Origin of the sequence: Streptomyces sp. NPDC087422, assembly GCF_044744145.1 — a bacterium.
Lineage (GTDB): Bacteria > Actinomycetota > Actinomycetes > Streptomycetales > Streptomycetaceae > Actinacidiphila.
Map to the genome: position 1 here is coordinate 131,660 of NZ_JBIUXT010000010.1, position 12,713 is coordinate 144,372.

Sequence of the window (12,713 nt, forward strand, 5' to 3'; positions counted from 1 at the left end):
GCCACCGATCCCCCCGGGACCGAAGCCGGAGCCGCCGCGGGCACCGTGGCCACCGAGCCGCCGTCCGGGCCGCGTACGCCCCGGCTGCTCTGGAGCTTCGGGCTGTTCCGGTCGGAGCTGGTCACCGTGTTCCGGCGGTGGCGGACGCTGGCGCTGTTCGCGGTGCTGGCGGGGGTGCCGCTGCTGGTCGGCGTGGCGGTGCGGATCGAGACGCGTAACGGGGGGTCGCTCGGCGGGGGCGGGGGGCCGGACGGGAACGGCAACGGCCCGGCGTTCATCGAGCAGGTGAGCAACAACGGCCTGTTCCTGACGTTCGCCGCCCTGGCGGCCACGCTCCCGTTCTTCCTCCCGATGGCGATCGGGGTGATCGCGGGCGACTCGATCGCGGGCGAGGCCAGCGGCGGCACGCTGCGCTATCTGCTGGTGGCCCCGGCGGGCCGCACCCGCCTGCTGCTCGCCAAGTACGCGTCCGTGCTGGCCTTCTGCCTGGCGGCCACCCTGGTGGTCGCCGTCTCGGCGCTGATCGTCGGCTTCGCGCTCTTCCCGGTCGGAGACGTCACGCTGCTGTCGGGCACGACGATCTCCCTCTCGGACGGCATGCTGCGCTGCCTGCTGATCGCGGTCCTGGTCGCGGCCTCCCTGGTCGGCATCGGCGCGCTGGGCCTGTTCATCTCGACCCTCACCGACAGCGGCATCGGCGCCATGGCCGCCACCGTCGGCCTGCTCATCACCGTCCAGATCATCGACAACATCCCCCAGCTCCACGCCTTCCAGCCCTACCTCTTCCCCCACTACTGGCTCAGCTTCGCCGACATCCTCCGCGACCCCGTCACCTGGACCGGCATCGCCAAGAACCTCGGCCTCCAGGCCCTCTACGCCGCCGTCTTCGGCTCGGCCGCCTGGGCCCGCTTCACCACCCGCGACGTGACGGCCTAGGACAGGCCCCTAGCGCCCGTCAGGCGGGCGTACGCTGCCGGTATGGAGACCGGGGTCGGCAGGGGGCTGGGGGAAGGCGTGGACGTGCTGGCCGGGTTCCTGGCCGGGCGGCCGGCCGTGGTGCTCAGCGGGGCGGGGCTGTCGACGGAGTCGGGGATTCCGGACTACCGCGGGGTGACGGGGCGGCGGCGGACGTCGGCGCCGATGACGTATCAGGAGTTCGTCGGGGAAGAGGCGGCCAGGCGCCGGTACTGGGCGCGCAGCCACCTCGGGTGGCGGACGATCGCGCGGGCGCTGCCGAACGACGGGCACCGGGCGGTGGCGCGGCTCGTGCGGGCGGGCGCGGTGACCGGGGTGATCACGCAGAATGTGGACGGGCTGCACGCGGCGGCCGGTACGGCGGAGGCGATCGACCTGCACGGCAGGCTGGACCGGGTGGTGTGCCTGGACTGCGGCGACCTCAGCGACCGTACGCGGCTGGACGAGCGCCTGGACGAGGCGAACCCCGGCTTCCGCGCCACCGCCGTCGCCCACACCAACGCGGACGGCGACGCCGAACTCCCGGCGGGGAGCACCGAGCGGTTCCGGCTCGTGCCCTGCGAGGTCTGCGGCACCGGCACGCTCAAGCCGGACGTGGTCTTCTTCGGTGAGAACGTGCCGCCCGAGCGGGTCCACCGCGCCTTCGCCCTGGTCGACGCCGCCCCCGCCCTGCTCGTCCTGGGCTCGTCCCTCACCGTGATGTCGGGGCTGCGCTTCGTCCGCCGCGCCGCCCGCCAGGGCACCCCGGTGGCGATCGTCAACCAGGGCCCCACCAGGGGCGACGATCTGGCCGCGCTCACCCTCGACCTGCCCCTCGGCCCCACCCTCAGCGCCCTGACGGAGGCGCTGGGCGCGGCGGCCGTCTGAGCGGCGGGAGAAGGACATGGGCACCTGGCACGTCGGCCCCTTCGACAACGACACCGCGTGGGACCTCAGCGACACCCTCGACGAGGCGAGCCCCGACGCGCGCCCCGGCATCGTCCGCGACGCCCTCATCCGCGTGATCGACACGACGGGCGACCTCGACGCGGACATCTCCGAAGAGGCCGTGGCCGCCGCCGCGCTGGTCGCCGCCCAGTGCCCCGGCGGTGAGCCCATCGACCCCGACTACGGGCCGAAGCGGCCGCTCGCGGACCTCACACCGCTGCGCGCCACGGCCCTCAGGGCCCTGGACCGGGTCGTCACCGAACCCTCCGAGCTGCTGGAGCTCTGGGACGAGCCCCCTGACGGCCCCTGGCGGGCGACCGTCACCCGCCTCCAGCACACGCTCACCCCTCAAGCGCCCACCTGATGCCGTAACCCGGCCCGCTCAGCGGCCCCCAGTGCTCGTCATCGACACCGACGGCTCGGGCACCGACCCGGCCGACCGGGGCCACCGCCTCCTGGGAGCCCTGCCAGGGGAACAGCGGTGACCACCCATCTGCGGGCGCCCGCAGCCCCGTTGGTGACGGCGCACGCCAAACGCGTCGTCGCCGATACCGGGGTCCTGAACCATCCGTACTTCCGCACGCTGGTCGACGGCAGCATGCCGTTGGCCCGCCGACATGGCGAAGGCCCCCGGTGGCGACTCCGGGGGCCTTCGCGTGGCGCGTGGTGCCTTAGTGAGCGAACTCGCCGTTTCGCGTACTCGCGAGGAAGGCGGTCCACTCGGTGGGCGTGAAGTAGAGGCTCGGACCGGCCGGGTCCTTGCTGTCCCGCACGGCCCGCCCTCCGCCGGCCGTGGCGGCGACCTCCACGCAGTTGTTTTCCGCCCCGGAGTACGAGGACTTCCGGAAGGGCCCTATTACCTTAGGGGTCACTTTGTGTCGTCCTTGCTTCTCTGTAGTGCGCCTCGGATGAGCCGCGCGCTTGCATCCGGGGCCAGTGCTGCCGATCGTAGTTGATCAAATGCGAGAGCGTAAGCGGTCAAATCCTCGGCGGCTTCCAGGATGGAGGCCCCCCGGAGATTGTCCAACGTGACTGCCTCGACCACGGGTTCGCTGTCGAAGGAGAAGCTCGAAAACGCGGCGGGCATTGACGCCTTGACTCCGGCTGAAATCGATAGCACCTGTAGCGTCACGTTCTGCCTTTGGCCGACCTCAAGAATATGGGCCAATTGCTGTTGGTAGACCTCGGGTTTGACGATCGAGTGGATGATCACCGGTTCCCAGATGATGACCGTGTAGTTCGCCGAGCCCTCGACCTCGTCGATTTTTACCTGGCGGTCCTGCCGCACCTTGACGAGCTGCGAGACCCGCTCCGGGTCGATGAAGTGCGGAGCACTTGTGATCACCGCCTCCGCGTACGCGGGGACTTGGAGCAGTCCGGGGATCAGGTTGGGCTGCCACTCGCGGATGTACGTCGCGTCATCCTCAAGCGAGATGTGGTCCAAGTAGTCCGCGCGTAGGTGCGCAGCGTGCTCCAGCCACCAACCGCGCCGGTTCGACCCCTTGGCCAACTCTTCGAGCCGAGAACGCACTTCGGGATCGGTCACGCCGTACGCGTCGAGGAGCAGGCGCAGTTCGATGACGCGGGTGCTGATGTGGCCGGTTTCGATGCGGCTGATCTTGCTGGCGCTGACCGCGATCACCTCGGCGGCCTGTGGTTGATCGAGCTGAGCTGCGGTTCTGTACTTTTTCAGGGCCGACCCGAGTCGCCTGCTGCGCACGGTCGGCCGTCCCCCTGCGGGCATGGGTCGGCTCCCTCCTCGGCACGCCCGGTCACGTACCGGGCACAACTCTAGGGCCACGCGACGCCGTTGACGCACCGGATTGCACGCGTGCGCCTGTTCTGGTTGCGGCGCGGCCAATTCCGTGCCTACTCTCGTACTACGCGCTACTTCGCACCGCGATGCGGCGCGGTGCTTGGCGCTGCCAAGTACGTACCGATTCCCGTCGCGTGGGTGCCGCGCCCCGCGACGGGTGGCGAGGACCCCCGTGCGGCGCCACTCCCCGTGGGCGCCCGGGTGAGTCCTCCGTCGGGGCCCCCGACGTGGCGACAAGGGGGCCCCGACGTCAATGGGATTCGGCGACGAGGGAAGGCACGGCCATGCACCGAGAACCACCTGGACAGTCCGACGAATCGGCGGGCGAGCCGCCCGGTGCCGAATCCCGAACGGTCGCCCGGTTGTGGCCGCGTACGCCGCGTTCGGTGGGGCGGGCGCGGCACGAACTGGAAACGGCCCTCAAGGGCTGGGGACTGGAAGACCTCACGGATTCCGCCGTGTTGATCCTGTCGGAGTTATTCACGAACGCCGTCGTGCACGCGCGGGTCGCCGGGCGCGATGTGCAGACGCGGTACGTGCGGACGCCTGGCGGTGTGCGGATCGAGGTGCACGACGCGGGGGACGGGCGGCCCGAGCCACGGGTCGCGGCGGAGAGCGACGAGGACGGGCGCGGGCTCGCGCTGGTCAACGCGGTCGCGGGACCCGGGCATTGGGGCGTCGGGGAGCGGGACGGCGTCGGGAAGATGGTCTGGGCGGAGTGCGGCCTCGGGCGGTGACGCGCGGGTGAACGTGACCGCGCCCGCCGGGAACCGTACCGGCGGGCGCGGAGCCGTACACGAAGGCAGGGGTCAGCGGCGGCGCTTCCGCGCGCGGGTGGCGGTCACCGCGAGGGCCCCGGCGGCGACGAGGCCGCCCGCGACCATGGCGAGGGGACCGTCGGCGCCCGAGGCGGCCAGTTCGGGGCCGGTCTGCTGCGGCTGCGGGTGGTTGGCCGGGGGAGCGGGGTGCGGCTTGGGCGGCGTCGGCGTCGGCTTCGGCCTGGTGACGTCCACGCTCACCTTCACGAACTTCGGCTGCCCGTCCTTCGCCGTCACCTTGTAGATGAAGGAGTCCTTGCCCGCGTAGCCCTTGTCGGGCGTGTAGACGAGGTGGTCTCCCTCGACCGCGACCTTTCCGTGGTCCGGCGGCTCGGGGACGGTGACCGGGGTGTGGGGCGCGCGGTCGGGGGTGACCGGGACCCGGACCGGGCCGCCGTTCCCGGGGACGGTCACCGGCGGCGCGGGCTCGGGCGTACAGCCGATCCGGAAGTCGGCGCCGCGCACGTCACCGCCCGAGGTGTCGGCGGTCCGGCTGGTCGCGCCGGTCGCCGTGTACCCGGCGGGCACCGGCAGCACGACCCGGAAGCGGCCGGTGGCCACGCCGGAGAAGGAGTACGCGCCGTCGGCGTCGACGGCCGCCGCCACCGGCTGGCCCGCGCTGTCGAGCACGGCGGCGCCGGTCGCGGTGCGCAGCCGTACCGACGTGCCGGGCGGGATGCCGCAGTCCGAGGCGACCGTGCCGCTGATGTCGGCGTCCGGGGCGGCCATCCAGATCTGGTAGACCGGCGATCCGCTGAGCACGCTGTAGGTGAAGGAGACCGAGGTCACCGGGGCCGTGGGGCGGAACCAGCCGGAGGCGCCGTTGGTGTCGAGCACGTTGCCGCGCAGCGTCGAGGTCGCGGGGTCCCAGGTGGGCACGTCGGTGTTCGGGCCGGAGCCGCACGAGGACGGCTTCGGCGTGCCCACGCAGTAGTTGAAGGTCGACTGGAAGCCGAGCTGCGCCGCCGTCAGCCGTACACCGCCCGCGCCGGTCGCGCTGATCCGCACCTGGTCGGCGTCGATGTCGCCGAGGGTGAAGCCCCAGCCGACCGGGGTGGCGGCGGCGAAGGTGACGGTGGTGAGCGACGGCCGGCCGTTGGTGCCGCCGGTCGAGGGGCGCAGGGCGAGGTAGTTCTGCCCGCGCGAGCTGCCGTACTCGGCGCCGAAGGGGGTGGAGCCGTTGAGGAAGGTCGAGGTGCCGCCGGGGATGGACGGCGAGCTGCTGTCGGTGCTGAAGGTGGCGTCGGGGAAGCCGGTCACGGGCACGTGCAGCACCTCGGGACTCCAACTCCCGTAGGCGGAGCCCGCCGCCACGGCCGGGCTCGCGGCCAGCGGGATCATGACGGCGGCCGTGGCCGCCGCGGCCAGCCCCCGGGCCGTTCTCGTGGTGAGTCTGTTGGCCGGCATGCGCACGACGCGTTCTCCTGCACTTCGGGCGGCCCGGCGCCTGACCGCCGGACCAGTACGTCCTTCGCATGACCCATCGTCAGATCACCCAATCGGCGGCGGTGTCCGTGTCACCCGAGTGGATGTCGTCGCTCGCCCGTACGGCTCAGCCGGGCAGCGGGGAGTCGGTCGCCTCCGGGGACTCCACGACCTCCGGGGCCTGGCGCGCCGCGCGCGCTTCCGTACGCCCGCGGTGTGCGCCCCTGATCGCGTCCCAGGTGAGCAGGACGAGCGCCGCCCACACCATCAGGAAACCGGCCCAGCGCTCGGGGGGCATCTCCTCGTGGAAGTGGAGCACGCCGATCAGGAACTGGAAGACCGGCGTCAGATACTGCATGAGGCCGATGGTGGACAGCGGGAGCCGGGTCGCCGCCATGCCGAAACAGACCAGCGGCCCCGCCGTGACCAGACCGCAGGCGGCCAGCAGGGCGGCGTGGCCGGGGCCGTGGTGGGTGAAGGTCGAGTCGCCGCGCGCGCCGAGCACGACGAGGAAGACCAGCGCGGGCAGGAACTGCACCGAGGTCTCGGCGGCCAGCGACTCCAGGCCGCCCATGTTGATCTTCTTCTTCGCCAGGCCGTAGACGCCGAAGGAGAAGGCGAGCGAGAGGGCGATCCACGGCAGCCGCCCGTATCCGACGGTGAGGACGACGACGGCCAGCGCGCCGACGCCGACCGCCGCCCACTGCACCGGGCGCAGCCGCTCGTGCAGGACGAGGACGCCGAGCGCGATGGTGACCAGCGGGTTGATGAAGTAGCCGAGCGAAGCCTCCACCACATGGCCCGCGTTGACGGCCCAGATGTACAGGCCCCAGTTGACGGAGACGAAGACGGCGGCGACGGCGATCAGGCCGAGCCGCCCGGGCTGCCTGACCAGTTCGGATATCCACGCCCAGCGGCGCATCGCCAGCAGGATCACGGCGACCACCACCAGCGCCCACACCATCCGGTGGGCCAGGATCTCCAGCGCTCCCGCCGGTTCGAGCAGCGGCCAGAACAGCGGGAACAGGCCCCACATGCCGTAGGCCGCGAAGCCGTAGACCAGTCCCGCGCGCCGCTCGTTCATCCCGACCCCTTCCCGTACCGCCCCGGCCGTACGACCCGCCGTCGGCGCGCGACGTGACGACGGTAGCGGCAGCCGCCCCGGCCTGTCATGTCCGTTCCACTCCACGGTCATGACAGGCCGGTGGCCGGGGCCGGGCGGCACCGCCTTACGGCAGGAGGGCGGTGAGGCGGCGGCCGAGGACCGGGGCCAGCGCGTCGGCGTACGTCTCGGACATGTGGCTGTCGTCGCGGTAGACCAGGGTGTCGCCCGCGAGCACCGGGCAGGTGCCGTCCGTGGCGCACAGCCAGGGCGCGGGGTCGATCACGGCGGCCCCGGCCGCCGTCGCCGCCGCCCGTACCGCGCCCTGCCGCGCCGGGTCCCGGAGCGCGTCGGGCAGCCGGCTCGCGCAGTGGCCGAGCCGCAGCGGGTGGGCCGCCGCGCACTCGACGGCGTCGGAGGCGGGCCAGGGGGTGTCGAGCAGGGCGGCGACCCGCGCGCCCGAGGCCGCGAGCGCGGTGAAGGTGGCGCGGAAGCCGTCCGTCCACTGCCGTACGGGATCGGCGGCCGGGTGCAGCGGGCGGCCCGCGTCCGAGGACGAGACGAGGACGAGACCGGGGCGGAGCGCGGCGATCCGGGCGACCGCCGCGCGGCGCCAGGTGTCGCAGACGGCGGGGCCGCCCTGGTAAACGGTCGTCACCGTCGCGGCGTTGCACGACGCCTTCGTCAACGACACCAGTTTCCAGTGCCGTTCGCGCGCCAGCCGGTCGAGCGCGGGGAACCACTGGGCGGCGTGCGAGTCGCCGAAGAGGACGACGGTGGTGGCCGCGGACGGGTCGCCGTAGACGCACGGGGGTGTGCTCGTACGCGCGTAGCCCGCGTGGCAGCCGTCCCGGTAGACCGCCGAGCGCACCGGCTTGACCTCGGCCAGGGGCGGGGTGAGATTGCTCGGCAGGCTCGGACCCGAGGTCCGCAGGAGCTGCCCGAGCCGCAGCGCGGGGTCGCGTGCCGCCGTCAGCTCCCGCCGCAGGTCGGGCGCGGGTCTGCCGGAGTCGACCGCGGGCGGGAAGTGGGCGGCGGTCAGCACGGCCACCGCGGCACCCGCCGACAGCCCGCCGCCGAGCCGCAGCGCCAGGGCCGGACGGCGGCGGAAGGCGGCGTGGAACCGTATCGGGTTCTCCACCAGCCGCAGCGTCGCCCAGGCCAGCGCCAGCGCGACCGCGCACAGGGCCAGGGCGAGACCGGTGGAGGGCGCGGTGTTCAGCGCCGCGGGTCCGATGACCAGCAGGGGCCAGTGCCACAGATACCAGCCGTAGGAGAGGCCGCCGAGCCGGGCGACCGGCCGCCGGGCGAGCAGGAGTCGGGCGCCGTAGCGGGCGGGGGAGGGGGTGTGGGTCGGGGAGCGGCCGGGGGCGTGGGCCGGGGAGGAGCCGGGGGCGTGGGTCGGGGAGGGGCCGGGGGATCGGCCGCCCGCGAGGACGAGGAGGGTGCCGACGACCGGCAGGAGCGCGTAACGGCCGGGGAAGGGCGTGGCGTCGTCGTACGTCAGCGCGGCCACGACGATGCCGGTCAGGCCCGCCCAGCTCAGGGCCGCCGCGAGGGGGGCTCGGAGGGCCAGTCGGTGCGCGCCGAGGGCGAGCAGCGCGCCCGCGCCCAGCTCCCAGAAGCGGGCGGGGGAGCCGAAGTAGGCCCAGGAGGGGGAGGAGCGGGTGAGGGCGAGACTCAGCGCGAAGGAGGCCGCGCAGAGGGCGGTGAGGGCCAGGGCCGCCGGGAGCGCGGGGCGGCGGCGCCACCGCAGGCACAGGACGAGCAGCAGCGGCCAGAGCAGATAGAACTGCTCCTCCACCGCCAGCGACCAGAAGTGCTGGAAGGGGGAGGGCGGCTCGCTCGCGCCGAGGTAGTCCGTACCGGCTGCGGCCAGCCGGAAGTTGACGGCGTAGAGCGAGCTGCCGAGCGCGTCCCCCGCGTACTGCGCGAAGCGGATCTTCGACAGGAAGAGCCGGCAGCCCGCGAGCGTGCAGAGCACGACGAGGGTCGCGGCGGGCAGCAGGCGCACCGCGCGGCGGGCGTAGAAGTCCCTGACCGATATGCGGCCGGTGGCGCGGGACTCGCGGGTCAGCAGCGAGGTGATCAGGAAGCCCGAGACGACGAAGAAGACGTCGACGCCGACGTATCCGCCCGCGACCGCGCCGACGCCCGCGTGCGCGAGGACGACGAGGGTGACCGCGACGGCGCGCAGCCCCTGGATGTCCAGGCGCGGCGGGTCCCGCGGGTGCGGCGGTGCGGTGGCCGTGGTCACGGTGGGGTCCTCGGGGCGCTGCGTCGAGGCCGCCCCGCCGTCTGTCACGAGGACGCGCCGTCCCGCGAAGACAAGCAACGCTCCGGGGCGGGGGCGTGAACGGGGGAGGTCCCCGGCCGGAACAGCCGGGGACCTCTGTCGTGTGCGGGGGTGGTGCAGGCCGCCGGGGTCAGGCCGGGTCAGGCCGGGGTCACGCCTTGGGCGTGTCCTTGGGCGTGTCCTTGAGGGTGGCGGCCAGGGTCTCGCGGATCGGGGTCGTGGGGCGGCCGATCAGCCGGGACAGCTCGCCGTTGGTGCGCGCGAGCAGGCCGCGCTCGATGGCGTGGTCCACGTCGACCAGGATGGCCGCGAAGTCCGCCGGGACGCCCGCGCCTTCGAGGATCGACTGGCGCGTCTCGGCCGGGACGTTCTTGTACGTGATCTCCCTGCCGGTCAGCTCGGCGACCAGCGCCGCGTACTCGGCGAAGCTCCACGCCGTGTCGCCGCTCAGCTCGTACGCCGTGTTCTCGTGGCCCTCACCGGTCAGGACGGCGGCGGCCGCGGCGGCGTAGTCGGCGCGGGCCGCGCTCGCGACCCGGCCGTCGCCCGCGTTGCCGATGACGGCGCCGTGCTCCAGGACCGGGGCCAGATTCTCGGTCTGGACCTCGCTGTACCAGCCGTTGCGCAGGAACACGTAGGGCAGGCCCGAGGCCAGGATGTACGTCTCGGTCGCCTTGTGCTCGTCCGCCAGCTTCAGGTCGGCGTCCGGGCCGCCGAGGATGCCGGTGTACGCCAGCAGCGCCACGCCCGAGGCCGCCGCCGCGTCCACGACGGCGCTGTGCTGCGCGATGCGGCGGCCGACCTCGCTGCCCGAGATCAGCAGGACCTTGTCGCCCGCGTGGAAGGCGTCCTTCAGCGTCTCGGGGTGGTTGTAGTCCGCGATCCGCAGCTCCACGCCGCGCTCCGCCAGGTCGGCGGCCTTGGCCTCGTCCCGCACGACGGCGGCCACGTCCGTGGCCGGGACCTGCTTGAGCAGCTCGTCGATGACGAGGTGGCCGAGGTGCCCGGTGGCTCCTGTGACGACGATGCTCATGTCTTTTTGCTCCCTGTTTGCGGTGGTCCGGTGTCTTCGGCTCCACCGTACGCCGGGCACTAACTCTTGGAAAGTACCCACCTTGAAGTAAGGTACCGACATGGACGTAAGTTGCCCCGAGCGGCTCATTCTCGAACACGTCACCTCCCGGTGGGGGGTTCTTGTCCTGTGCGAGCTGCTCGACGGGGCGGCGCTGCGCTTCAGTGAGCTGCGGCGGGCCGTCGGCGGGGTCAGCGAGAAGATGCTCACCCAGACGCTGCGCACGCTGGAGCGGGACGGCTTCGTCCTTCGCCGGGCTCTGCCCGTCATCCCGCCGCACGTCACCTACTCCCTCACCCCTCTCGGCCGTGAGGCCGCCGGTCAGGTCCGCGCCCTCTCCGTCTGGACGGCTGCCGCCGTCCCCGCCGTCCTCTCCGCCCGCACCGCCTACGACGCCGCCCACCCCCCGGTCGGCTCGCCGACCCTCTAAGACTCGCCGCGCCCTACCCGGCCCGCCCCCCACCGGGCTTTCAGCCCGAACGCAACCGGGCCTGCCCGACTGGGGCCGGTTTTTTGGCGGTGCCATGGTCGTGGCTGGTCGCGCAGTTCCCCGCGCCCCTGAAGACGGGCCCTTGCGTGTGGTGAACGCGCCGGGGGGGGGTGGGCCGGTTTTTGGTGGTGCCATGGTCGTGGCTGGTCGCGCAGTTCCCCGCGCACCTGAAAGCAAGCCCTTGCGTGGGGGGTGGTGCCACGTGGTGCCAGGGTGGTGTCAGGGAGGGGGTTGCGGGTGGTGCCAGGGTGGTGCCACTATGGCGTCATGGACCTGACGCCGTATGTCGAGAATCTGCGCCGCGAGCTGGCGGTGGCCGCCGAAGCCGGAGGCGAAGAAGCGAGGGAGCTTGCGGAGCGCCTGACGGCACCGCTGGAGTCGGCGACGCGGTTGACGATGCTGAATGTGCTGTCGGCGGCGATGGACGAGATCACGCGGGACCTGGCACCGGGCTCGGTGGACGTGCGGCTCCGGGGCCTGGACCCGGACTTCGTGGTGACGCGGCCGTACGCGCAGGAGGAGGCCCCGGCACAGGCGCAGGCCCCGGCGCCGCCCGCACCGGTCGAGGGCGACGACAGCAGCACCGCCAGGGTGAATCTGCGACTGCCGGGCCACCTCAAGGCGCGGGCCGAGGAGGCCGCGACCAGGGAGGGCCTGTCGGTCAACGCCTGGCTGGTGCGAGCCGTCTCGGCGGCGGTCGGCGACGGCGGCGGCCAGCCGCGTACGACGGAGAAGACCCGTACCACCAGAACCGTCGGACAGAGCTTCAAGGGCTGGGTCCGCTAGCCGCGAAGCACGAGAAGCACGAGAAGCCCACCGCCTCCCACCTGCGGAGACGTCACAACGACCCAAGAGGACGGGACAACCATGCCTTCTTTCACCCCCTTCGACACCCCGGAACCCATCTCGGTGACGAGCACCGTGGAAGCCGGATCGATCCAGTTCACGGCCGAGGACCGCCTCGACACCCTCGTGGAGGTACGGCCCCGCGACCCGAAGCGGGACCAGGACGTCAAGGCGGCCGAGCAGACCGAAGTGCGCTACTCCGGCGGCCTGTTGACCATCAGGACCCCCAAGGGCCGCCGCCTCATCGGGCCTTCGGGCGCCGTGGACGTGGCGGTCGAACTGCCCACGGGCTCGGCGGTCGAGGTGACCGGCGCGTGGGCGCAGGTGCACGGCGAGGGCAGGCTCGGCGAGGTGCGGGTGAAGGTCTCGGTGGGCGACGTGCGGTTCGACACGACCGGGCCGCTCAATCTGGCCGTGTCGCACGGCAGCGTCACCGTGGACCGGGTCGAGGGCCCGGCCGAGATCGCCACCAGCTCCGGGAGCCTGCGGATCGGCACGGTCGACGGGACCGCCGTGCTGAAGAACTCCAACGGCACCACGACCCTCGCCGCCGTCACCGGCGAACTGCGGGTCAGCGGCACCAACGGCGGCATCGACATCGCCCGCGCCGAGGCGTCGGTCACCGGCACCACGTCCAACGGCCACCTGCGCGTCGCCGAAGTCGTACGCGGCGAGGTCCAGTTGGAGACCTCCAACGGCCCCATCGAGGTCGGCGTCCGCGAGGGCACCGCCGCCTGGCTCGACGTCAGCTCCAGCCACGGGCAGGTGCGCAACAGGCTCCCCGCCTCCGAGGCCCCCGGCCAGAGCGAGGACACCGTCTCGGTCCGCGCCAGGACCAACTGGGGCAACATCGAGATCCTCCGCGCGCGCGGCTGACCCGCCCGCCCTCCCTCGCCACGTACGGCCCGACGCACCGGGCCACTTCACCGCGCACCGCCGATCGCCC

At 72.9% G+C, this 12,713-nt stretch carries 13 protein-coding genes; 7 read left to right on the plus strand and 6 right to left on the minus strand.

Annotated features, from left to right (window positions below; genetic code table 11):
• Positions 1–45 precede the first annotated feature (45 nt).
• From ACIO6U_RS27940 to ACIO6U_RS27950, 3 genes are read left to right on the plus strand one after another with little or no spacing between them, the layout of a single operon-like run.
• Complete coding sequence (locus ACIO6U_RS27940) at positions 46–936, plus strand: ABC transporter permease subunit (RefSeq protein ID WP_355340408.1); 891 nt, start codon at positions 46–48, stop codon at positions 934–936.
• Positions 937–978: 42 nt separating this feature from the next.
• Positions 979–1,842, plus strand: coding sequence for an NAD-dependent protein deacetylase (locus ACIO6U_RS27945; RefSeq protein ID WP_391050393.1), 864 nt, complete (start codon positions 979–981; stop codon positions 1,840–1,842).
• Between the two features lie 16 nt (positions 1,843–1,858).
• Positions 1,859–2,266: a DUF4259 domain-containing protein gene (locus ACIO6U_RS27950; RefSeq protein ID WP_401723281.1), complete on the plus strand. Its 408-nt coding sequence runs from the start codon at positions 1,859–1,861 to the stop codon at positions 2,264–2,266.
• 307 nt (positions 2,267–2,573) lie between these two features.
• Here ACIO6U_RS27950 and ACIO6U_RS27955 read toward each other — a convergent pair whose 3' ends face one another.
• Positions 2,574–2,774: a DUF397 domain-containing protein gene (locus tag ACIO6U_RS27955; RefSeq protein WP_401723284.1), complete on the minus strand. Its 201-nt coding sequence runs from the start codon at positions 2,772–2,774 to the stop codon at positions 2,574–2,576.
• The gene (locus tag ACIO6U_RS27960) at positions 2,771–3,646 is read right to left on the minus strand and encodes a helix-turn-helix transcriptional regulator (protein ID WP_355340399.1); all 876 of its coding nucleotides are present in this window, start codon (positions 3,644–3,646) and stop codon (positions 2,771–2,773) included. The genes ACIO6U_RS27955 and ACIO6U_RS27960 overlap by 4 nt, the downstream gene beginning before the upstream one ends.
• A 356-nt stretch (positions 3,647–4,002) precedes the next feature.
• Between ACIO6U_RS27960 and ACIO6U_RS27965 the strand changes: the two genes are divergently transcribed.
• Positions 4,003–4,455 (plus strand): ATP-binding protein, encoded by a 453-nt coding sequence (locus tag ACIO6U_RS27965; protein ID WP_355340396.1) that lies wholly within the window; start codon positions 4,003–4,005, stop codon positions 4,453–4,455.
• A 72-nt stretch (positions 4,456–4,527) separates the two neighbouring features.
• Here ACIO6U_RS27965 and ACIO6U_RS27970 read toward each other — a convergent pair whose 3' ends face one another.
• From ACIO6U_RS27970 to ACIO6U_RS27985, 4 genes are all read right to left on the minus strand, one after another.
• Entirely contained in the window at positions 4,528–5,943 is a 1,416-nt protein-coding gene (locus ACIO6U_RS27970) for an Ig-like domain-containing protein (protein ID WP_391163483.1), read from the minus strand.
• A gap of 145 nt (positions 5,944–6,088) precedes the next feature.
• Positions 6,089–7,045, minus strand: a complete 957-nt coding sequence (gene rarD, locus ACIO6U_RS27975; RefSeq protein ID WP_401723288.1) for an EamA family transporter RarD — start codon at positions 7,043–7,045, stop codon at positions 6,089–6,091.
• A gap of 145 nt (positions 7,046–7,190) precedes the next feature.
• A complete protein-coding gene (locus tag ACIO6U_RS27980) occupies positions 7,191–9,320 on the minus strand; it encodes an acyltransferase family protein (RefSeq protein ID WP_401723291.1) in 2,130 nt (709 codons plus the stop codon).
• A gap of 190 nt (positions 9,321–9,510) precedes the next feature.
• Positions 9,511–10,392 carry an NAD(P)H-binding protein gene (locus ACIO6U_RS27985; RefSeq protein WP_355340384.1) on the minus strand — a complete coding sequence of 294 codons (882 nt, stop codon included), beginning with the start codon at positions 10,390–10,392 and terminating at the stop codon, positions 9,511–9,513.
• A gap of 100 nt (positions 10,393–10,492) precedes the next feature.
• Here ACIO6U_RS27985 and ACIO6U_RS27990 point away from each other — a divergent pair, with 100 nt between their 5' ends.
• The 3 genes from ACIO6U_RS27990 (at position 10,493) to ACIO6U_RS28000 (ending at position 12,643) form a co-directional block, all read left to right on the plus strand.
• Positions 10,493–10,861 carry a winged helix-turn-helix transcriptional regulator gene (locus tag ACIO6U_RS27990; protein WP_391163476.1) on the plus strand — a complete coding sequence of 123 codons (369 nt, stop codon included), beginning with the start codon at positions 10,493–10,495 and terminating at the stop codon, positions 10,859–10,861.
• 327 nt (positions 10,862–11,188) lie between these two features.
• Positions 11,189–11,707, plus strand: coding sequence for a toxin-antitoxin system HicB family antitoxin (locus ACIO6U_RS27995; protein ID WP_401309109.1), 519 nt, complete (start codon positions 11,189–11,191; stop codon positions 11,705–11,707).
• An 81-nt stretch (positions 11,708–11,788) separates the two neighbouring features.
• Positions 11,789–12,643: a DUF4097 family beta strand repeat-containing protein gene (locus tag ACIO6U_RS28000; RefSeq protein WP_355340375.1), complete on the plus strand. Its 855-nt coding sequence runs from the start codon at positions 11,789–11,791 to the stop codon at positions 12,641–12,643.
• Positions 12,644–12,713 lie beyond the last annotated feature (70 nt).